Here is a 17555-nt window from a genome sequence, read left to right as displayed (position 1 = left end):
GATCCGCACATGCCCGAGCTCACACGCGGTCGCCGCCTCGTCGTCCTCGCGATCTGCTGCATGAGCCTGCTGATCGTCAGCCTGGACAACACCGCCCTCAACGTCGCCCTGCCCGCCATGCGGCGCGACCTCGGCGCCACCGTCGCCGGCATGCAGTGGACGATCGACGCCTACACCCTCGTCCTCGCCTCCCTCCTGATGCTCGCCGGCTCCACCGCCGACCGGATCGGCCGCCGGAAGGTCTTCGCCACCGGTCTGGTGGTGTTCGCCCTGGGCTCGCTGCTCTGCTCCCTCGCGCCGAACCTGGAGGCCCTGGTCGCCTTCCGGACGGTGCAGGCCGTGGGCGGCTCGATGCTGAACCCGGTCGCCATGTCGATCATCACCAACACCTTCACGGACCCGGCGGCACGCGCGCGTGCCATCGGGGTCTGGGGCGGGGTCGTCGGCGTCTCCATGGCCGCCGGGCCGCTGGTGGGCGGGGTGCTCGTCCAGTCGGTCGGCTGGCGGGCGATCTTCTGGGTGAACCTGCCGGTCGCCCTCGTCGCCCTGCTCCTGACCCTGCGGTACGTCCCCGAGTCCCGCGCGCCCCGGCCCCGGCGCCCCGACCCCGTCGGACAGGTCCTGGTGACGGCGCTCCTCGGCTCGCTCACGTACGCGATCATCGAGACCGACCCGCTCTTCGCCGGGATCGCGGTCGTCGCCCTCGCCGGTCTCCTCCTCTACGAGCCCCGGCGTCGCGAGCCCCTGATCGATCTGCGGTTCTTCCGCAGCGCGCCGTTCAGCGGGGCCACCGTCATCGCGGTCTGCGCCTTCGCCTCGCTCGGCGGCTTCCTCTTCCTGAACACGCTGTACCTCCAGGACGTGCGCGGGCTCTCCCCGCTGTCCGCCGGGCTCTGGATGCTGCCGATGGCCGGCATGACCTTCGTCTTCGCCCCGCTCTCGGGGCGCCTCACGGCGGCGCGCGGGCCGCGCCCCTCCCTGCTGCTCGCGGGGACGGCGATGGCGGCCGGGCCGCTGCTCTTCGCGGCCTTCGCCGCCGAGACGAGCGACGCGCTGCTCTTCACCGGGTATGTGGTCTTCGGCATCGGCTTCGGCCTGGTGAACGCCCCGATCACGAACACCGCCGTCTCCGGGATGCCCCGCGCGCAGGCCGGGGTGGCGGCGGCGGTGGCCTCGACGAGCCGCCAGGTCGGACAGACGCTGGGCGTCGCGGTGATCGGCACGGTCCTGGCGGCGGGGGTCGGCGCCACGCCGCAGGCGGACGCCTTCGTGGCGGCGGCCCGCCCCGGCTACTGGATCATCACGGGCTGCGGACTCGCCGTCCTGGCGGTCGGGGCGCTGACCAGCGGAGCGTGGGCCCGGCGCACGGCGGAGCGGACGGCGCGGTGCCTGGCGCCGGAGGAGGAGTCCCCGCCGGGCGGGCCGCGCGCGGAAGGCGGCCCTCAGACGGCCGTCAGAACGCCCTGAGCCTCGCGCTCCCGGACCACCAGGTCGAGGAGGCGGGCGACGCCGGCCTGGGTGGCGTCGTCCACGGGGACGTACGTGACGAGGTGGGTCCCGGCGTTCGGGCCGAGCCAGAGGTTGGTGTGCTCGAAGCCGAGGAGCCCCACGCGGGCGTTGCGGATGACCTTCACGCGGCCGCCGGGGGCGACCACCTCGTGCCGCGCCCAGAGCTCCCGGAACTCGGGCGAGGCCTCTTCGAGGCGGCGTACGAGCTCCTTCCAGGCGGGCTCGGCCAGGTGCTCGGCCATGGCGGCGCGGAGCTTCCCGGCGAGCGCGCGCATGACCTCGGGCAGGTCGGTGACGGAGGCCCGGAAGTCCTCGTTGGTGAAGGCCAGCCAGAGGGAGTTGCGGTCCTCGCGGGGCAGCGCGTCGAGGTCGCAGAAGAGCTGCCCGAAGGTGCGGTTGTGGGCGAGGAAGTCGTAGCGGCTGTTCTGGATCGCGGCGGGCACGGGCTCCAGCTGGTCGAGCAGCCGGCGCAGGGTGGGCGTGACGGCGGAGCAGGACGCCTCGGGGTGCGGGTCGGCGGCTCCGGCGAGGGCGAAGAGGTGGCTGCGCTCGGTCGGGTCGAGCAGGAGGGCTCCGGCGAGGGCGTCCAGGACCTGCGGGGAGACCTGGATGTCACGGGCCTGTTCGAGCCAGGTGTACCAGGTGACGCCGACGGCGGAGAGGTGCGCGACCTCCTCTCGGCGCAGGCCGGGGGTGCGGCGGCGACGGCCCCGGGGCAGCCCGACCTGCTCGGGGGTGATGCGCTCGCGCCGGCTGCGCAGGAAGGCCGCCAGCTCGTGGCGCCGCACGTCGGTCTCGCTCGCTGCCTCGGGTCCGCTCGTCGCCATGATGGTCATGCCTCCAGGGTGCCGAGGTCGTCAGCCGGTTTCCAGGTAGTGCTTGTACCAGGATAAAGACACTCTGGTACCAGGCTGAGCGGAGGCGGAGGCTCGGTCCCGTGACTACCACCGCTTCCGTCCGCACCGCGGCCCCGGCCGGCCGCCAGGCGCCGCCCTCGGCGCTCGGCGCCCTCGGCCTGTTCACCGTCCTCCTCGGTGCCGCGCTCCCCCTCATCGACTTCTTCATCGTCAACGTCGCCCTGCCGTCCATCGACCACGACCTGGCCGCCGGACCGGCGCTGCTGGAGCTGGTCGTCGCCGGGTACGGCCTGGCGTACTCGGTGCTGCTCGTCCTCGGCGGGCGGCTCGGCGACCTCTTCGGCCGTCGGCGCCTCTTCCTCGCCGGCATGGCCGCCTTCGGCCTGACCTCGCTCGCCTGCGGGCTCGCCCCGGACGCCTGGGCCCTGGTCGCGGCGCGGGTGGCCCAGGGCGCGGCGGCGGCGCTGATGCTGCCGCAGGTGCTCGCGACCATCCACTCCTCGACGGAGGGGCCGCGCCGGGCGCGGGCGCTGAGCCTGTACGGGGCGACGGCGGGTCTCGCGATGGCGGGCGGCCAGATCCTGGGCGGGGTGCTGGTGACCGCCGACATCGCGGGCTCCGGCTGGCGCGCGGTGTTCCTGGTGAACGTGCCGGTGGCGGTGGCGGGCCTGGTCCTCGCCCTGCGCGCCGTGCCGGAGACCCGCTCGGACCGTCCGGCGCCGGTGGACGTGCCGGGCACGCTGCTGCTGGCGCTCGCGCTGCTGGCCCTGCTCGCGCCGCTGACGGAGGGCAGGGCGGCGGGCTGGCCGCTGTGGACCTGGGTGTCGCTCGCGCTGTTCCCGTTCGCGGCGGGGGCCTTCTGGTGGGTGGAGCGGAGGGCGGACCGCCGGGGCGCCGTGCCGCTGGTCCCGCCGAGCCTGCTCGCCCTGGTCCCGCTGCGGCGCGGGCTGTCGGTGGTGCTGCCGCTCTCGCTGGGCTTCAGCGGCTTCATGTTCGTGATCGCGGTGGCGCTCCAGCAGGGTCTGGAGACGGGCGCGGTGGCCTCGGGCCTGGCGCTCGTGCCGATGGCGCTCGCGTTCTTCGGCGCCTCGCTGGCGGGGCCGCGGCTCGTGCGGCGCTGGGGCACCCGGGTCGTGCCGGTGGGGGCCGTGCTCCAGGGCCTCGGGATCGCCGCCATCGCCTGGTCGGTGGGGCACGACTGGCAGGGGCTCTCCGTGGGGGACCTGGTGCCGGGCATGGCGGTGGCGGGTCTCGGTCAGGGGCTCCAGCTGCCGGTGCTGTTCCGGGTGGTGCTGTCCGAGGTCCCGTCGGAGCGGGCGGGCGTGGGCAGCGGGGTCATGGTGACCACGCAGCAGTCGGCGCTGACGCTGGGCGTGGCGACGCTGGGCTCGCTCTTCCTGTCGCTGGCCTCCTCGCCGGCGGAGATGGGGACGGCGCTGCGGACGACGCTCCTGGTCCAGCTGGGCGTGGTGGCGCTGACGCTGCTGCTGAGCCTGCGTCTCCCCCGGACGGTGAAGTGAGGGGAGGGGACCGGGGGGCGGGGAGGAGACGGGGAAGCCGGGGATGGAGTGACAGATATTGAAATCTGTCATCGGTCATGTCATGGTTGTTCCATGACCACGACACCGAAGAACTCCGTTCCCACCCGCCCCCTCGGCACCACCGGCCCCACCGTCTCCGCGCTGGGCCTCGGCTGCATGGGCATGTCCGCGCTGTACGGCGAGAGCGACCGGGCCGAGTCGATCGCGACGATCCACGCGGCCCTGGACGCCGGCGTCACCCTGCTCGACACGGGCGACTTCTACGGGATGGGCCACAACGAGCTGCTCATCGAGGAGGCGCTGCGGACGGCGCCCGCCGGCGCCCGCGAGCGGGCGCTGACCAGCGTCAAGTTCGGCGCCCTGCGCACGGTCGAGGGCGGCTTCACCGGCTACGACGGCCGCCCGGCCGCCGTGAAGAACTTCGCGGCGTACTCGCTCCAGCGCCTCGGCACCGACCACATCGACGTCTACCGGATCGCCCGCGTCGACCCCGACGTGCCGGTCGAGGAGACCGTGGGCGCCATCGCCGAGCTGGTCGAGGCCGGACACGTGAGGCACATCGGCCTCTCCGAGGTCGGCGCGGACACCCTGCGCCGGGCGGCGGCCGTCGCCCCGATCGCGGACCTCCAGATCGAGTACTCGCTGATCTCCCGGGGCATCGAGGAGAAGATCCTGCCGACCGCCCGTGAACTGGGCATCGGCGTCACCGCGTACGGAGTCCTCTCCCGCGGCCTGATCAGCGGCCACTTCACCCGGGACCGGGAGCTCGGCGCCGGCGACTTCCGCGGGATGTCCCCGCGCTTCCAGGGCGAGAACCTCGACCGGAACCTGGACCTGGTGGACCGGCTGCGCGCGGTCGCCGAGGCCAAGGGCGTCACGGTCGCGCAGACCGCGATCGCCTGGGTCCTCGCCCAGGGTCAGGACATCGTGCCCCTGATCGGCGCCCGGCGCCGGGACCGGCTCGCGGAGGCGCTCGGCGCCCTGGACGTCACGCTCGACGCCGCCGACCTGGCCGCCGTCGAGGAGGCCGTCCCGGCGGGCGCGGCCTCCGGCGCCCGCTACCCGGAGGCGCAGATGGCCCACCTGGACAGCGAGCACTGACGGGTACTGTCATCGCATGGCCGCCACCGAGACCCTGACCGCAGAGCGCATCCTCGAAGCCACCGAGGAGGTGCTGCGGCGCTACGGCCCGGCGAAGGCGACCGTCGTCGACGTGGCCCGGGTCCTCGGCGTCAGTCACGGCAGCGTCTACCGCCACTTCCGCACCAAGGCGGCGCTGCGCGAGGCCGTCACCGAGCGGTGGCTGGAGCGGACGATCGTCGCGCTCGTGCCGTACGTCGAGGCGGAGGGTCCGGCCGACGAGCGGCTGGCCGGCTGGCTCACGGCCCTCTTCGGCCTGAAGCGCAAGAAGGCGGGCGGGGACCCGGAGCTGATGGCCACCTTCCAGGTGCTGATCGGCGAGAACAGCGCGGTCGTCGACCGGCACGAGGACCACCTGGTCGAGCAGATCGCCCGCATCCTGGAGGACGGTCACCGCGAGGGCCTGTTCGCGGCCCCGGAGCGGGACTTCGCGACCACGGCGCGTGCGGTCTTCCACGCCACGGACCGCTTCCACAACCCGGCGCACGCCGCCGAGTGGGCGGCCCCGGGGGCCGAGGACGCGTTCACGGCGGTCGTCTCCCTGGTGCGGCGGGCGCTGCGGGTCTGAAGACCTTCCCGCCTTGAAGATCATTTGGCTTGGAGTTTCCCCTTCCCTGTCCGGTGCATGACTAGCGTTCTCCCGCACCGCGACCGTAAGCACTCCCAGGGGGAACCATGTCCACACCCGCCAAGCCGGCCCGATCAGGCGGGTCCTCCGCGATCGGGTGGGTCCTCACCATCGGCCTCAACGTCGTCGCGCCGATCCTCACGTACAACACGCTGACGGAGGACCACGGCTGGTCCGAGTTCTCCGCCCTGCTCCTCAGCAGCGCGTGGCCGGTCCTCGACACCGCGATCATGGTCGCCTGGCGCCGCAAGATCGACGAGTTCGCCGCGGTCACCCTGGTCTTCCTGGTGATCACGGCCGTGGTCTCGCTGGTCGGTGCCCACACCGCCCGCGCGCTCCTGATCAAGGACTCGTCGGTCACGGGCCTGTTCGGCCTGCTCTGCCTGGGGACGCTGCTCGCCCCGCGCCCGCTGATGTTCTACTTCGGCCGCAAGTTCGCGACCGACGGCACCCCGGCGTCCACGGCCTGGTGGAACGGCATGTGGCAGTACGAGGGCTTCCGCTCGACCATGCGCACGATGACGCTGGTGTGGGGCGTGGCGTACGTGGCGGAGGCGCTGCTCCGCATCGCCCTCGCGTACGCGCTGCCGACCGGGACCATGGTCACGCTCAGCCCGGTCATGATCTACGGAGTCCTCGGCGCCCTCGGCGTGTGGACGGCCTGGTTCGGCAAGCGCCGCGCGGCGGAGGGGGCCCGCCGCCAGGCCGAGGCCGAAGCGGCCGCGGCCGCCGCGACCGCCTGACGGCACGGGAAGGCCCCCGGTTCCGAAGACGGAACCGGGGGCCTTCCCGTGTCTGCGATCAGATTCAGCAGCCGATGAGGCGGCTGGCCAGGTAGCCCTGGATCTGGTCGAGGGAGACGCGCTCCTGCTTCATGGTGTCGCGCTCGCGGACGGTCACCGCGTTGTCGTCGAGGGTGTCGAAGTCGACGGTGATGCAGTACGGGGTGCCGATCTCGTCCTGACGGCGGTAGCGGCGGCCGATGGCGCCGGCGTCGTCGAACTCGATGTTCCAGTTCTGGCGCAGGTCCGCCGCGAGGCCCTTGGCCTTCGGGGAGAGCTGCGCGTTGCGGGAGAGCGGGAGGACCGCGACCTTGACCGGGGCCAGGCGGTGGTCGAGGCGCAGCACGGTGCGCTTCTCCATGACGCCCTTGGCGTTCGGGGCCTCGTCCTCGATGTAGGCGTCGAGGAGGAAGGCGAGCATCGTGCGGCCGACACCGGCCGCCGGCTCGATGACGTACGGCGTGTAGCGCTCGCCCGTCTCCTGCTCCAGGAAGGAGAGGCTGGCGCCGGAGGCCTTGGAGTGGGCGCTCAGGTCGTAGTCGGTGCGGTTGGCGACGCCCTCCAGCTCGCCCCACTCGCTGCCGCCGAAGGAGAAGCGGTACTCGATGTCGGCGGTGCGCTTCGAGTAGTGGGAGAGCTTCTCCTGCGGGTGCTCGTACCAGCGCATGTTCTCCTCGCGGAGACCCAGGCCGGTGTACCAGTTCCAGCGCTGCTGCATCCAGTACTCCTGCCACTGCTCGTCCTCGCCCGGCTTGACGAAGAACTCCATCTCCATCTGCTCGAACTCGCGGGTGCGGAAGATGAAGTTGCCCGGAGTGATCTCGTTCCGGAAGGACTTGCCCATCTGCGCGATGCCGAACGGGGGCTTCTTGCGCGCGGTCGTCTGCACCTGGGCGAAGTTGGTGAAGATGCCCTGGGCGGTCTCGGGGCGCAGGTACGCGACGGAGCCGCTGTCCTGGGTCGGGCCGAGGTGCGTGGAGAGCAGGCCGGAGAAGTTCTTCGGCTCGGTGAAGGTGCCCTTGTTGCCGCAGTTGGGGCAGTTGAGGTCGGCGAGGCCGTTCTCGGGGAGACGGCCGTGCTTCTCCTCGTACGCCTCCTCCAGGTGGTCGGCGCGGAAGCGCTTGTGGCAGGAGGTGCACTCGGTCAGCGGGTCGGTGAAGGTGGCGACGTGGCCGGAGGCCTCCCAGACCTCGGTGGCCAGGATGACCGACGAGTCGATGCCGACGACGTCCTCGCGCGAGGTGACCATGTAACGCCACCACTGGCGCTTGATGTTCTCCTTGAGCTCGACGCCCAGGTGTCCGTAGTCCCAGGCGGCGCGCTGACCGCCGTAGATCTCACTGCAGGGGAAAACGAAGCCACGGCGCTTGCTCAGGCTGACGATGGTGTCGATCTTGTCGGCGGCCACGGTGCTCTCTTCATTACGACGACGAAGTGCGAATGCCACAGGTTACCGGCGCGCACGCCCCCCGTATCAAATCGGTTCCGCCTCGGGGCCCGGGTGGCCCGGAACACAGGGAGGGCAATTGACAACCGTTTCCATCTTTGTTGAAAATGACTGTCATGAACGTACGTCGCCTCATACCCTCCACCGCCCTCGCCGGAGCCGTCGCGCTCGGGGTCGTCTCCCTCTCCGCCTGCTCCGGCAGCTCCGACGCGGCGGGCAAGGGGAGCGGCGGCAAGCTGGACGTGGTGGCGTCGTTCTACCCCATGCAGTACCTGGCCGAGCAGATAGGCGGCGGCCACGTCGCCGTCAACACCCTCACCAGGCCCGGCGTCGAACCCCACGACCTGGAGCTCAAGCCGCGGCAGATCGGCGAGCTCGGCGAGGCCGACGTCGTCCTCTACCTCAAGGGCATCCAGCCCGCCGTCGACGACGCCGTCGCCCAGGCCGGCGTGAAGAACACCGTCGACGCCGCCGCCCTCACGAAGCTGGAGGCGCACGGCACCGAGGTCGGCCACGACCACGGCCACGGCGAGGCCCACGAGTCCGAGGCCGGCGCCGACCCCCACCTCTGGCTCGACCCCGTGAAGTACGCCGAGGTCGCCAAGGGCGTGGGCAGCGCCCTGGAGAAGGCCGACCCGGACCACGCCGCCGACTACCGGAAGAACACCGAAGCCCTGGTGAGGAAACTCGGCGCCCTGAACACCGAGTTCGAGACGGGCCTGCGGAACACCACCACGAAGACCTTCATCACCACCCATTCCGCCTTCGGCTACCTCGCCGAGCGGTACGGCCTGGAGCAGGAGGGCATCACCGGCATCGACCCCGAGTCCGAGCCGAGCCCCGCCCGCATCAAGGAGCTCCAGGACATCGCGGCGAAGGACAAGGTCTCCACCGTCTTCTTCGAGACCCTCGCGAGCGACAAGACCGCGAAGACCCTCGCCGGCGACACCGGACTGCGGACCGACGTCCTCGACCCCCTCGAAGGCATCACCGACAAGTCCGAGGGCCGCGACTACATCGAGGTCATGCGGTCCAACCTCGCCGCGCTGAAGACCGCGCTCGGCGCCAAGTAGGAGGCAGTCGTGAGCGACAAGCCCGTCATCTCCGTCCGCGGAGCCACGGCGGCCCTCGGCGCCCGCCCCGTCCTCCGGGGCGTCGACCTCACCGTCCACCCCGGCGAGGTCGTCGCCCTGCTGGGCGCCAACGGCTCCGGCAAGTCCACCGCCGTCCGCTCGATCATCGGCCAGGTCCCGCTGACCGGCGGCACGATCGAGCTGTTCGGCACCGACCGGAAGCGGTTCCGCGACTGGGCCCGCGTCGGCTACGTGCCGCAGCGCACCACCGCCGCCGGCGGCGTCCCCGCCACCATCCGCGAGGTCGTCTCCTCCGGCCGCCTCTCCCGCCGGAAGTTCGGCTGGCTGACGAAGGCCGACCGGGCCGCCGTCGAGCGGGCCATCGACCTCGTCGGCCTCGCCGACCGCGCCGCCGACTCCGTCTCCGCGCTCTCCGGCGGCCAGCACCAGCGGGTGCTGATCGCCCGCGCGCTGGCCTCCGAGCCCGAACTCCTGATCATGGACGAGCCGATGGCCGGCGTGGACCTCGCGAGCCAGGAGATCCTCGCCGCGACCCTGCGCGAGCAGGTCGCCGGCGGCACCTCCGTCCTCCTCGTCCTGCACGAGCTGGGCCCCCTGGAGCCCCTCATCGACCGTGCGGTCGTCCTGCGCGACGGCTGCGTCGTCCACGACGGTCCGCCGCCCGAGGCCCTCGGCCAGCACGCGCTGCCCGGCCACGACCACGTTCATCCGCACGCGGCCGACGAGCCGCTCCGTACGGGACTGCTGACCTGACCATGGACTTCCTCGAACCGGCCTTCATGCAGCGGGCGCTCCTCGCCGCCCTCCTCGTCGGCATCACCGCACCCGCCGTCGGCGTCTACCTCGTCCAGCGCCGCCAGGCGCTGATGGGCGACGGCATCGGGCACGTCGCCATGACCGGCGTCGGCCTCGGCTTCCTGCTGAACTCCAGCCCGGTCTGGATGGCGACCCTCGTCGCCGTCGCCGGCTCCGTCGCGATGGAGCTGATCCGGGCGTACGGCAAGACCCGCGGCGACCTCACCCTCGCGCTGCTCTTCTACGGCGGCATGGCCGGCGGCGTCCTGCTGATCAACCTCTCGCCGACCGGCTCCAACGCCAACCTCACCTCGTACCTGTTCGGTTCGCTCTCCACGGTCGCGCCCGAGGACATCACCGCGATCTCGATCCTGGCGGCCTTCGTGGTCCTCGTCACGATCGGCCTGCGCAGGCAGCTCTTCGCGGTCAGCCAGGACGAGGAGTTCGCCCGGGTCACCGGGCTGCCGGTGCGCGCCCTGAACCTGCTGGTCGCCGTCACCGCCGCCGTGACCGTCACGGTCGCCATGCGGGTCGTGGGCCTGCTCCTGGTCAGCGCGCTGATGGTGGTGCCGGTCGCGGCGGCCCAGCAGCTGTCGAAGTCCTTCCGCGCGACCTTCGTGGGCGCGGTCGTCATCGGCGTCGTCGTGGCCCTGTCCGGCACGGTCACCACGTACTACGTGGAGGCGCCGCCCGGCGCGACGATCGTCCTCTACGCGATCGGGATCTTCCTCGTCCTGACCCTGCTCGCCACCCCGCTCGCCAAGCGGCGGGCCCGGGCGGCGGAAGCGGCCACGAGGGCCTGCGACGCGAAGGTTCCGGCCACCCGGCGGCCCACGGACGATGTGAAGGTCTGATCCTCGGCTGATCCCGGGGGCACGGGGGGCTGGCAGAATGGCGGGGCAGACAAGCATCCAAGGAGGCCCCCGTGGCGACGGCAGGACCCCCCGTACGCGGCCGCTCCACCAAGCAGCGGGCCGCCGTGTCGGCGGCACTGAACGAGGTGGACGAGTTCCGCAGCGCCCAGGAGCTGCACGACATGCTCAAGCACCGCGGCGACTCCGTCGGCCTCACCACCGTCTACCGCACGCTCCAGTCCCTCGCGGACGCGGGCGAGGTGGACGCGCTGCGCACCAGCGAGGGCGAGACGGTCTACCGCCGCTGCTCGACCGGCGACCACCACCACCATCTGGTCTGCCGCGTCTGCGGCAAGGCCGTGGAGGTGGAGGGCCCGATGGTGGAGCAGTGGGCCGAGACGATCGCGTCGGAGCACGGCTTCGTGAACGTGGCGCACACGGTCGAGATCTTCGGCACGTGCGCGGAGTGCGCCCAGAAGTGACCTGACGTGCGAAGGGCCCGCATCGGAACGATCCGGCGCGGGCCCTTCGTCTACGCGTCACAGGCGGGTGGCGTTCCGCTCCAGGACCTGGCGGAGCCGGTCGACCTCGGCCGGGTCGGTGAGGCCCCGCTTGGGCAGGGCGGCCACTCCGACACCGCCCTTGTCGCCGGAGAGCAGCACGAACTGCGTGGGCGTCTCGGTGTACCGGGACAGGAGCTGCCAGCGGTGGACGACCTCGCTGTCGCGGGTGGTCCAGCGCACGCCGTCCTCGTCCACGCGGGCCCGGAACTCCCCCTGCCGTCCGATCAGGGCGTACATCTGCCGGACGGTGACCCACCGCGCGAGCGGGCCGAGGACCACGAGCAGCAGCACGAGCCCCGCCATGCGCACGGCCCCCGCGGGCTTCGGGTCACCGGGGCCGAACAGCTCCAGGACCATCACGAGGGCCGCCAGGACCGCGACGGTCCGCACCACCCGCATCAGCCACCGGTACCAGCCGTGCCTCATCTGCACGCGGACGGCGTCGGTCACGTCGGCGCGCGTCGGTGTGTAGACCAGCTCCATCGTCCCCCCTCGCTTCCGGCCGGAGGCCTACGCCTTGTCGAGGACGGCGAGGTCGGCCGGGTCGACGCCGCCGAAGCGGCGGTCGCGCTGGGCGTACTCGACGCAGGCCCGCCACAGGTCGCGGCGGTCGAAGTCGGGCCACAGCACGTCCTGGAAGACCATCTCGGCGTACGCGCTCTGCCAGATCAGGTAGTTGGAGGTGCGCTGCTCGCCGCTGGGCCGCAGGAAGAGGTCCACGTCCGGCATGTCCGGGTAGTAGAGGTACTTCTGGATGGTCTTCTCGGTGATCTTCCCCGGGTCGAGGCGGCCCGCCTTCACGTCCTCGGCCATCGCCTGCGCCGCGTCCGTGAGCTCCGCGCGACCGCCGTAGTTCATGCAGAAGTACAGCGTCAGCTTCGTGTTGTCCTTGGTCTGCTCCTGGGCGACCTGGAGCTCCTTGGCGACCGACTTCCACAGCTTGGGCATCCGGCCCACCCAGCGCACGCGGATGCCGAGCTCGTCGAGCTGGTCACGCGTCTTGCGGATGAAGTCGCGGTTGAAGTTCATCAGGAAGCGCACCTCCTCGGGCGAGCGCTTCCAGTTCTCGGTGGAGAAGGCGTACAGCGAGATCGCCCCCACGCCCATCTCGATCGCGCCCTGGAGCACGTCGAGCACCTGCTCGGCGCCGACCTTGTGCCCCTCGGTGCGCGGCAGGCCGCGCTCCTTGGCCCAGCGGCCGTTGCCGTCCATGACGATCGCGACGTGCTCCGGCACGAGCTCGGCCTGGAGCTTCGGCGGCCGGGCGCCGGACGGGTGCGGCTCGGGGGTCCTGTACTCCCGACGCTGGCGCCCGAGGAGTCGTGCGATGGCCATGAGTGGTCTCTCCTAGCTTTTCTCTACGTACCGCAGGGAGCGCAGGCCGCGCTCCAGGTGCCAGTGCAGATAGGCGGACACGAGTCCGCTGCCCTCCCTGACGTGACGCGGCTCGCACGCGTCCGCCGTCGCCCAGTCGCCGGTGAGCAGCGCGCTGAGCAGGCCGATGGCCTCCGCAGAGGGTACGACGCTTCCGGGCACCCGGCAGTCGCCGCATATGACCCCGCCCGCCGCGACCGAAAAGAACCGGTTCGGCCCGTGCAGTCCACATTTGGCACAGTCCTCGAAGCTGGGCGCGTAGCCGTTCACGGCGAGGGAACGGAGCAGGAAGGCGTCCAGGATGAGGTGCGGGGCGTGCTCGCCCCGGGCGAGCGTCCGCAGACCGCCGACGAGCAGCAGGTACTGCTGCACGGCGGGCTCGCCCTCGTGGTCGGTGAAGCGCTCCGCCGTCTCCAGCATGGCCGTGCCGGCGGTGTACCGGGCGTAGTCGGTGACGATCCCGCCGCCGTACGCGGCGATGGTCTCGCTCTGCGTGCACAGCGGCAGGCCGCGCCCGACCAGCTCACTCCCCCGGGCGAAGAACTGCACGTCCACGTGCGAGAAGGGTTCGAGGCGCGCCCCGAACTTCGACTTCGTCCGGCGCACGCCGCGCGCGACGGCGCGTACGCGGCCGTGACCGCGCGTGAGGATCGTGATGATGCGGTCCGCTTCGCCCAGCTTCTGGGTGCGCAGCACGATGCCGTCGTCGCGGAACAGACTCATGTCCCCATTCTCGCGCACGCCGACGGAGCCCCGGGCCGGGACCCGGGGCTCCGTCGTGCGGGGCGCGGCTCAGTAGCCGCCGGCGTGGACGAGGTGTCCGTAGTAGCGGCCGGCGACGGGAGCGTTCGGGTCGCCCGCGAAGCCGTACGCGGCGGGCTGCGCCGCGGCGTCGGCGCGGAGCTTGCCGATCACCTGGGCGGGGGTCATGCCCGCACAGGGCCCGGTGAGGCACAGCGCGGCCGTGCCGGCCACGTGCGGGGAGGCCATGGAGGTGCCGGAGAAAACGACCGTGGTGCCGTGGTTGCGGGTGGACCTGATGCACACCCCCGGACCGGCGACGGTGTGGGCGGCGTCCGCGGCGCTGACGGCGAAGCTGGAGAAGTTCGCCGCGGTGTCGTCCTGGTTGCTCGTCCGGCAGGTCGCGGCGGCGCCACCGCCGGGCCGTCCGTCGAAGTCGGCCGCGGCGGTCACCGCGAGGACCTCGTCGAAGGCGGCGGGGGTGTGGTTCGCCAGGTCGTCGGTGCTGTTGCCGGCCGCGACGACCAGCGTGACGCCGGCGTCGTTCACCACGCGGCAGATCGCCTGGTGCTCGGGGTCGTTGTTCGTGAATCCGCAGTTGCCGTCGTCGGCGCCGTCGCCGCCGAGGCTCATGTTCGCAGTCTTGATGCCGAGCGAGGCGGCGTTCCGCGCCAGCCAGTCGAGCCCGCAGACGATGTTGGAGGTCGATCCGCTGCCGCTGGCGCCGAGCACCTTCACCGCGTACAGCCGGGCGCCGGGCACGACACCGACGACGTCGTCGCCGTTGTCCCGGGCGGCGACCGTGCCGGCCACATGGGTGCCGTGACCGTTGTTGTCCCGGTAGTCGTCGGGACGCGAGGCGTTCGTGCAGTTGATCCCGCCGGCCACGTTGAGATCGCGGTGCCCGGTGTCGATCCCGGTGTCGATGATCGCCACCGCCGTGTCGACGGCACCCGTCCCGTTCCCGGAGAGCGCGCTGCTCGCGTCGCCCTGGATCCGGTCCACACCGGTCGGCAGCACCTGCCGGGTGGCGTGCACGGGCCGGTCGGGCGCCACCGCCTTCACGTTCGGGTCCGCCCGCAGCGCGGCCACCCGGGACTCCGGCACCACCGCCGAGTACCCGACCAGCGCGTGCCGGTACCGGAAGCCCACCCGCACCCCGTGGTCCCGGCCGTGCCCCTGCTCGACCGAGTCGGCCCGGCCGCGCGCCGAGTCCTGGAGGACGACGATGTACCGCCCCTCCGGCTCCGCGGCCCGCGCCCCCGCGAGTCCCCCCGCCAGCAATGCCCCTGCCGCCGCGGACACCGCCGCCAGCCGGTACGCCGGTCTCGCGACCCGGCCTCGTCCCACCATGCCGAACACCTCGTCTCCTTCCGTGGTCCACGAACCAGAACCGGTTCGCGGCGACCACGTAACCGGTGCGGCGAGGTGCGTGCAGCGCGGGCGCGGCGGATGGACCAACGGCCCGCCGGGCGGCGTTCACCCGGGCGGGCGCAGGGCGGGGCGGGGGCCCGGGGCCCTCAGGGCACCTCGCCGCGGCTGCGGGCGTTGACGTGCGCCGTGGCCGCGCTCAGCCGCTCCGCCGAGGTGGCCTCCCGCACCCCCTCCGGCTCCACGTCCCACTCCCGGCCGCCGCCCAGCGGACGGATCTGGACGTACGGGCCCTCGCGCCCCATGAGTCTCCCGACCCGTCCGGTGCGGATCTCGACGACGTACGACCCGATGGGCAGCGTCATGAGCGACCCTCCTCCCTCGGCAGTACGGCGGCGGCGAGGAGCCGGGCCGTTTCCACCGTGCAGCATCCCAATTCCACGAGCGGCCGCGGGGGCTCCGCGGCGAGCGTGACGACGTCGAGCCCGAGCGAGGGGAGCGTGATTCCCGCCCTCGCGAGGGCCTCGCGCAATTCCGCCACTGCCTCTTGTGCGGTTCCGAGTGCCCCCGTGGTCGGCTTCATGATGTCTTCCATCACCAACGTATGCCTTTCTGAATCCATTTCCTGCTTCGCCTCTCCAGGGTGGGGGCGGATCCGTAGAATCGGCAGACTCGCAGTCCGTACAACTGCGGCGTAGGGCGGGGGAGTTAATCCATGGCCAGAAGCAAGCAGCAGGACGCGTGGGAGTTCTTCGGCGAGCTCCTGAAGGAACGCCGCGAGGCTGCGGGGCTGTCGCAGGGCGAACTGGGCAGACGGGTGTTCGTATCCGGGGCGTACATCGGCCTGTTCGAGCAGGGAATTCGAAAGCCGCAGCGGGATGTGGCGCAGCGAATCGACGAAGTCCTACAAACCGGCGGTATTTTCGAACGTACGTGGCGCAAGCTCATCGACAAGTCGCCGTACGCGTCTTATTTCAGTGCGGTGGCGGAGCTGGAGGGGGTGGCGACGAGGATCTGCGAGTTCGCGCCGACGGTGGTGCCGGGGTTGTTGCAGACGGCGGAGTACGCGCGGGCTGTGACGGTGGCGATGCACCCGTTCGCCACGGAGGAGTTCATCGAGGAGAAGGTCACCTCACGGATCGACAGGGCAGCAATCCTGCGGGGCACTACAAGGCCCGAGTATTGGGTCGTGTTGCATGAGAACGCGGTGCTCACGCCCGTAGGCGGCTCCTCGGCGATGGCGGCGGCGCTGGACCACATCGCGGAGTTGATCCGTGCGCGGTGGGTCCTGGTGACCGTGATCCCCCGCGCGGCCGGAGCGCACTCCGTCATGGAGGGCTCACTCCGACTGATGGAGTTCGAGGACCAGCCGCCAACGGCCTACACAGAGACTGCGTTTTCGGGAACGCTCCTCGACGATCCGGCGGTGGTGAAGCAGGCACAGCGCGCCTACGATCTGCTCAGGATCGCCACCTTGCCGCCGGAGGCGTCCCTGACCCTGATCGAGTCGGCGGCGGAGGACCACAGACGATGCGCCAGTACGACCTGAACAACGCCCACTGGTTCAAGAGCTCCCACAGCAACGGCGACGGCGGCAACTGCGTCGAGGTCTCGTACGACTTCACCGGCGCCGTCCCGGTCCGGGACAGCAAGGTCAGCGACGGGCCCGTCCTGGTCGTGCCCGCCGCAGCCTGGGCGGCGTTCGTCGCCGGCGTGAAGGGCTGAGCGGCCCTACCGCGGCCTTCTGCCCCTGCCCCCTCCCCGATGGCGCTCCGCCGTGCGCGGTCGCAGCATGGAAGGAGGAGAACCGGTTCCCTTCCATGCCGCACGCACATCGCCGTGGGAGACACCATGCCCATGTTGCTGATCAAGGGATCCTTCCATCTCTCGGGCCGCACGGCCCCCGACGGGGACACCGTCCCCTTCATCCCGGACTACGTGGGCGAGTGGAAGCTCGTCCGGGGCTGCGAGAAGCCGCAGCCGGAGCGCGACGGACACGTCGACGTCCGGCTCGAAGGCATCGACGCGCTGGAGACCCACTACACGGGGAACTACGGGGACGAGAAGCGCCAGCCGGCCAAGTTCGGCGACGAGGCCACGGACGCGCTGCTGACCTTCCTCGGCTTCCGTGACATCCGGCGCACCCCCGACCCCCATCACCCGCACGACATGATCTCGGCGACCCCGGAATCGGTCCCGGGCTTCATCCTCACCAACGGCGCCGACGTCTTCGGCCGCTGCGTGGCGTTCGCCTGCGCCGGGGATCCGCCGGGGCCCAGCGGCTACGAGCTGGACGTGTCGGTGAGGCTCCTGAAGGAGAGGACGGCCAACTACCACCTGCTCAGACTGGGTCTGGCGTACCCGACGTTCTACCAGGGGCTGCTTCCCGTCCTGCGCGACGCGCTGGCCGAAGGGAAGGCGGAGGCGCAGGCGGGGATCGGCGTGGGCATCTGGAACACCACGGGCAACGCCTTCGGCGACGTAACCCTCTCCGGCGCGAAGATCACCGGGATGGGGTCGATCACCGACGACGTGGTGATCCTCCCGAAGCTCTTCCGCCGCCTGAAGGAGTACTTCTCGCTCGGCTACACCACGCTCGACGCCTTCCCCGCCTACCTGGCGGGAGCCGCGGACAAGTTCCTCGACCTGACGCAGGCCAAGCCGAAGGAGCAGATCGGGCTTCAGCGGATCGTGGAGATCACCGACGCCAACACCGTGCGGATGACGCTCCCTCCGGAGAAGATCCTCTTCAAGCCGAAGTGAGCCGTCGCGCGGGCCCTCGGCCGAGGACGGCGGACGGACCGCCCGGTTCCCGGGCGGCACCCCTCCCGTGAACCGGATCCCGCCCCTACCATCCCG

The 17555-nt window shown here is 71.6% G+C and carries 19 protein-coding genes; 12 read left to right on the top strand and 7 right to left on the bottom strand.

From position 1 onward, the window contains the following. Positions 1 to 9: 9 nt before the first annotated feature. Entirely contained in the window at positions 10 to 1467 is a 1458-nt protein-coding gene (locus tag ACFYUZ_RS01200) for an MFS transporter (protein WP_389305179.1), read from the top strand. Here the strand turns inward: ACFYUZ_RS01200 and ACFYUZ_RS01195 are convergent. After that, positions 1443 to 2345 carry a helix-turn-helix domain-containing protein gene (locus ACFYUZ_RS01195; protein ID WP_389305178.1) on the bottom strand — a complete coding sequence of 301 codons (903 nt, stop codon included), beginning with the start codon at positions 2343 to 2345 and terminating at the stop codon, positions 1443 to 1445. The two genes, ACFYUZ_RS01200 and ACFYUZ_RS01195, sit on opposite strands and share 25 nt — an antisense overlap. A gap of 101 nt (positions 2346 to 2446) precedes the next feature. Here ACFYUZ_RS01195 and ACFYUZ_RS01190 point away from each other — a divergent pair, with 101 nt between their 5' ends. From ACFYUZ_RS01190 to ACFYUZ_RS01175, 4 genes are all read left to right on the top strand, one after another. Further along, positions 2447 to 3886 carry an MFS transporter gene (locus ACFYUZ_RS01190; RefSeq protein WP_389305176.1) on the top strand — a complete coding sequence of 480 codons (1440 nt, stop codon included), beginning with the start codon at positions 2447 to 2449 and terminating at the stop codon, positions 3884 to 3886. A 93-nt stretch (positions 3887 to 3979) separates the two neighbouring features. Then, the gene (locus tag ACFYUZ_RS01185) at positions 3980 to 5008 is read left to right on the top strand and encodes an aldo/keto reductase (protein ID WP_389305175.1); all 1029 of its coding nucleotides are present in this window, start codon (positions 3980 to 3982) and stop codon (positions 5006 to 5008) included. Positions 5009 to 5024: 16 nt separating this feature from the next. After that, complete coding sequence (locus ACFYUZ_RS01180; RefSeq protein ID WP_389305173.1) at positions 5025 to 5615, top strand: TetR family transcriptional regulator; 591 nt, start codon at positions 5025 to 5027, stop codon at positions 5613 to 5615. A gap of 107 nt (positions 5616 to 5722) precedes the next feature. Further along, complete coding sequence (locus ACFYUZ_RS01175; RefSeq protein WP_389305171.1) at positions 5723 to 6418, top strand: VC0807 family protein; 696 nt, start codon at positions 5723 to 5725, stop codon at positions 6416 to 6418. A 64-nt stretch (positions 6419 to 6482) separates the two neighbouring features. Here ACFYUZ_RS01175 and ACFYUZ_RS01170 read toward each other — a convergent pair whose 3' ends face one another. Then, entirely contained in the window at positions 6483 to 7865 is a 1383-nt protein-coding gene (locus ACFYUZ_RS01170) for a glycine--tRNA ligase (RefSeq protein ID WP_389305170.1), read from the bottom strand. A gap of 155 nt (positions 7866 to 8020) precedes the next feature. Here ACFYUZ_RS01170 and ACFYUZ_RS01165 point away from each other — a divergent pair, with 155 nt between their 5' ends. From ACFYUZ_RS01165 to ACFYUZ_RS01150, 4 genes are all read left to right on the top strand, one after another. Further along, complete coding sequence (locus ACFYUZ_RS01165) at positions 8021 to 8977, top strand: metal ABC transporter substrate-binding protein (RefSeq protein ID WP_389305169.1); 957 nt, start codon at positions 8021 to 8023, stop codon at positions 8975 to 8977. A gap of 9 nt (positions 8978 to 8986) precedes the next feature. Next, the gene (locus ACFYUZ_RS01160; RefSeq protein WP_389305168.1) at positions 8987 to 9751 is read left to right on the top strand and encodes a metal ABC transporter ATP-binding protein; all 765 of its coding nucleotides are present in this window, start codon (positions 8987 to 8989) and stop codon (positions 9749 to 9751) included. A 2-nt stretch (positions 9752 to 9753) separates the two neighbouring features. Further along, positions 9754 to 10647, top strand: coding sequence for a metal ABC transporter permease (locus ACFYUZ_RS01155; RefSeq protein ID WP_389305167.1), 894 nt, complete (start codon positions 9754 to 9756; stop codon positions 10645 to 10647). Between the two features lie 71 nt (positions 10648 to 10718). Beyond that, positions 10719 to 11129 carry a Fur family transcriptional regulator gene (locus ACFYUZ_RS01150; protein WP_389305166.1) on the top strand — a complete coding sequence of 137 codons (411 nt, stop codon included), beginning with the start codon at positions 10719 to 10721 and terminating at the stop codon, positions 11127 to 11129. Between the two features lie 57 nt (positions 11130 to 11186). Here ACFYUZ_RS01150 and ACFYUZ_RS01145 read toward each other — a convergent pair whose 3' ends face one another. The 5 genes from ACFYUZ_RS01145 to ACFYUZ_RS01125 form a co-directional block, all read right to left on the bottom strand. After that, the gene (locus ACFYUZ_RS01145) at positions 11187 to 11693 is read right to left on the bottom strand and encodes a YcxB family protein (RefSeq protein WP_389305165.1); all 507 of its coding nucleotides are present in this window, start codon (positions 11691 to 11693) and stop codon (positions 11187 to 11189) included. 27 nt (positions 11694 to 11720) lie between these two features. Continuing rightward, positions 11721 to 12545, bottom strand: a complete 825-nt coding sequence (locus ACFYUZ_RS01140; RefSeq protein ID WP_389305163.1) for an isoprenyl transferase — start codon at positions 12543 to 12545, stop codon at positions 11721 to 11723. A gap of 12 nt (positions 12546 to 12557) precedes the next feature. After that, a complete protein-coding gene (gene recO, locus ACFYUZ_RS01135) occupies positions 12558 to 13307 on the bottom strand; it encodes a DNA repair protein RecO (protein WP_030684767.1) in 750 nt (249 codons plus the stop codon). A gap of 69 nt (positions 13308 to 13376) precedes the next feature. Beyond that, complete coding sequence (locus ACFYUZ_RS01130; RefSeq protein WP_389305161.1) at positions 13377 to 14678, bottom strand: S8 family serine peptidase; 1302 nt, start codon at positions 14676 to 14678, stop codon at positions 13377 to 13379. A 167-nt stretch (positions 14679 to 14845) separates the two neighbouring features. Further along, positions 14846 to 15061 (bottom strand): hypothetical protein, encoded by a 216-nt coding sequence (locus ACFYUZ_RS01125; RefSeq protein WP_093876188.1) that lies wholly within the window; start codon positions 15059 to 15061, stop codon positions 14846 to 14848. Between the two features lie 350 nt (positions 15062 to 15411). Here ACFYUZ_RS01125 and ACFYUZ_RS01120 point away from each other — a divergent pair, with 350 nt between their 5' ends. From ACFYUZ_RS01120 to ACFYUZ_RS01110, 3 genes are all read left to right on the top strand, one after another. Continuing rightward, the gene (locus ACFYUZ_RS01120; protein WP_389305159.1) at positions 15412 to 16245 is read left to right on the top strand and encodes a Scr1 family TA system antitoxin-like transcriptional regulator; all 834 of its coding nucleotides are present in this window, start codon (positions 15412 to 15414) and stop codon (positions 16243 to 16245) included. Next, positions 16227 to 16421, top strand: coding sequence for a DUF397 domain-containing protein (locus tag ACFYUZ_RS01115; protein ID WP_389305157.1), 195 nt, complete (start codon positions 16227 to 16229; stop codon positions 16419 to 16421). Before ACFYUZ_RS01120 ends, ACFYUZ_RS01115 begins: the two co-directional genes overlap by 19 nt. Positions 16422 to 16547: 126 nt before the next feature. Beyond that, entirely contained in the window at positions 16548 to 17459 is a 912-nt protein-coding gene (locus ACFYUZ_RS01110) for a nuclease (protein WP_389305156.1), read from the top strand. Positions 17460 to 17555: the final 96 nt, after the last annotated feature.

This window comes from Streptomyces sp. NPDC004266 (assembly GCF_042874095.1).
In the GTDB taxonomy this organism is placed as follows: Bacteria; Actinomycetota; Actinomycetes; order Streptomycetales; family Streptomycetaceae; genus Streptomyces.
Note: the sequence above shows the minus strand (reverse complement) of the source record. Positions and strands in the feature narration are given on the sequence as shown.

What these genes read in the sequence shown, in the direction of transcription:
- ACFYUZ_RS01165 (WP_389305169.1), top strand. Translation starts at nt 8,021, where the DNA reads ATGAACGTACGTCGCCTCATACCCTCCACCGCCCTCGCCGGAGCCGTC.
- ACFYUZ_RS01140 (WP_389305163.1), bottom strand. Translation starts at nt 12,545, where the DNA reads ATGGCCATCGCACGACTCCTCGGGCGCCAGCGTCGGGAGTACAGGACC.
- ACFYUZ_RS01125 (WP_093876188.1), bottom strand. Translation starts at nt 15,061, where the DNA reads ATGACGCTGCCCATCGGGTCGTACGTCGTCGAGATCCGCACCGGACGG.
- ACFYUZ_RS01145 (WP_389305165.1), bottom strand. Translation starts at nt 11,693, where the DNA reads ATGGAGCTGGTCTACACACCGACGCGCGCCGACGTGACCGACGCCGTC.
- recO (WP_030684767.1), bottom strand. Translation starts at nt 13,307, where the DNA reads ATGAGTCTGTTCCGCGACGACGGCATCGTGCTGCGCACCCAGAAGCTG.
- ACFYUZ_RS01155 (WP_389305167.1), top strand. Translation starts at nt 9,754, where the DNA reads ATGGACTTCCTCGAACCGGCCTTCATGCAGCGGGCGCTCCTCGCCGCC.
- ACFYUZ_RS01180 (WP_389305173.1), top strand. Translation starts at nt 5,025, where the DNA reads ATGGCCGCCACCGAGACCCTGACCGCAGAGCGCATCCTCGAAGCCACC.
- ACFYUZ_RS01195 (WP_389305178.1), bottom strand. Translation starts at nt 2,345, where the DNA reads ATGACCATCATGGCGACGAGCGGACCCGAGGCAGCGAGCGAGACCGAC.
- ACFYUZ_RS01185 (WP_389305175.1), top strand. Translation starts at nt 3,980, where the DNA reads ATGACCACGACACCGAAGAACTCCGTTCCCACCCGCCCCCTCGGCACC.
- ACFYUZ_RS01200 (WP_389305179.1), top strand. Translation starts at nt 10, where the DNA reads ATGCCCGAGCTCACACGCGGTCGCCGCCTCGTCGTCCTCGCGATCTGC.
- ACFYUZ_RS01175 (WP_389305171.1), top strand. Translation starts at nt 5,723, where the DNA reads ATGTCCACACCCGCCAAGCCGGCCCGATCAGGCGGGTCCTCCGCGATC.
- ACFYUZ_RS01130 (WP_389305161.1), bottom strand. Translation starts at nt 14,678, where the DNA reads ATGGTGGGACGAGGCCGGGTCGCGAGACCGGCGTACCGGCTGGCGGCG.
- ACFYUZ_RS01110 (WP_389305156.1), top strand. Translation starts at nt 16,548, where the DNA reads ATGCCCATGTTGCTGATCAAGGGATCCTTCCATCTCTCGGGCCGCACG.
- ACFYUZ_RS01115 (WP_389305157.1), top strand. Translation starts at nt 16,227, where the DNA reads ATGCGCCAGTACGACCTGAACAACGCCCACTGGTTCAAGAGCTCCCAC.
- ACFYUZ_RS01120 (WP_389305159.1), top strand. Translation starts at nt 15,412, where the DNA reads ATGGCCAGAAGCAAGCAGCAGGACGCGTGGGAGTTCTTCGGCGAGCTC.